1 protein-coding gene is annotated in these 1,423 nt (G+C 69.7%); it reads right to left on the bottom strand.

Features of this window, described 5'->3' with window-relative positions; genetic code table 11:
• Nucleotides 1-199: 199 nt before the first annotated feature.
• The coding region (locus AC1DYN_RS32505; protein ID WP_477966921.1) for an acyl-CoA ligase (AMP-forming), exosortase A system-associated at nucleotides 200-1,423 on the bottom strand (1,224 nt) is incomplete at its 5' end.

Here is a 1,423-nt window from a genome sequence, read left to right on the forward strand (position 1 = left end):
GGCTGGCCACGCGCGCGCTGCACAGGGCGCGGTCGATCGCATAGAACGGCGTGCGGCCGACGCGCTGCGCCAGGCGCGGCAGCGGAATGCCGCCGACGTGCAGGACATCGTCGACGACCGGAAAATAGATCTGGGGAGCGTGCTGGGGCTTGGTGCCGGTCATGGGCTTGCGGTCAATACAAAGAGATTGGCGCCGGCGCTAGCCGGCCTGAAGGGTGTGACGAAGCAGGTTGCGGTCGATCTTGCCGTTCGGGTTGCGCGGCAGTGCTTCGGTGCGCAGCACGATCTGCGCCGGCACCATGTACGCCGGCAGGCGGCGCTTGCATTCTGCCAGCAAGGCGGCGCGGTCGACCAGGCCGGGATCGGCCACGGCCACCGCCACAATGGCCTGGCCCAGCGTGGCGTCGTCGACGCCGAACACCGCGACTTCGCTGACCAGGCCACTGGCGTGCAGCACGCTCTCGACCTCGGTCGGGCTGATGCGGTAACCGGAAACCTTGATCATCTCGTCGCTGCGGCCGACGAAGTACAAAAAGCCCTCGGCGTCGCGGCGAACGGTGTCGCCCGACCAGACCGCCATTTCGGGCAGCGGCAATGCGGGATCCTGGCCGGGCGCCGGGCGAAAACGCAGCGCCGTGCGCGCCGCATCGTTCCAGTAACCGAGCGCCACCAGGGCGCCACGGTGCACCAGCTCACCCGGTTCGTCGGCGTCGCACAGCGTGCCGTCGGGCCGCACCACGAGCACCTCGGCATTCGGAATCGCGCGCCCGATCGAGCCAGGGCGGCGCGCTACCTCGGCCGGTGGCAGATACGTCGAGCGGAACGCCTCGGTCAGGCCGTACATCAGGAAGATGGCCGTGTGCGGCAGCGCTTGTTGCAGCGCCTCGACGGTCACGACCGGCATCGCGCCGCCGGAATTGGTGATGAAGCGCAGCGAGGTGTCGGCCGGCCAGGCCAGGCGCGCCAGCGCGATCCACAGCGGGGGCACGGCGGCCAGCCCGGTGATGCGGTGCTCGCGCACGGCAGCGACGATATCCTTGGGGAACAGGTAGTTCATGAGCACCACCGACGCGCCGCGCAGGAAGGCCGTGGTGAGCTGGCTCAGGCCATAGTCGAAACTGAGCGGCAGCACCGCCAGCAGGCGGTCCGCCGCCGTCATGCCGAGGTAGTCGGCGACACTGGCGGCACCGGCAACCATGTTCCGGTGTGACAGCACCACGCCTTTGGGCGCGCCGGTGCTGCCCGAGGTGTACAGGATCGCGGCCATGTCGGTGTCGATGCGGCGGTGCGGAACGCGCGCGTCCGGCGGCGCCTGCAATGCAGCCCAATCCAGCACCGGCAAGTCCGGTGTGCTGGTCACAGCGCCTTCGGTGACCAGCACCGCCTGCAAGGCGGGGCATGCGGCCAGCACGGGCGCCAGTTG

It is taken from the genome of Rhizobacter sp. P2_D12, from assembly GCF_056404395.1.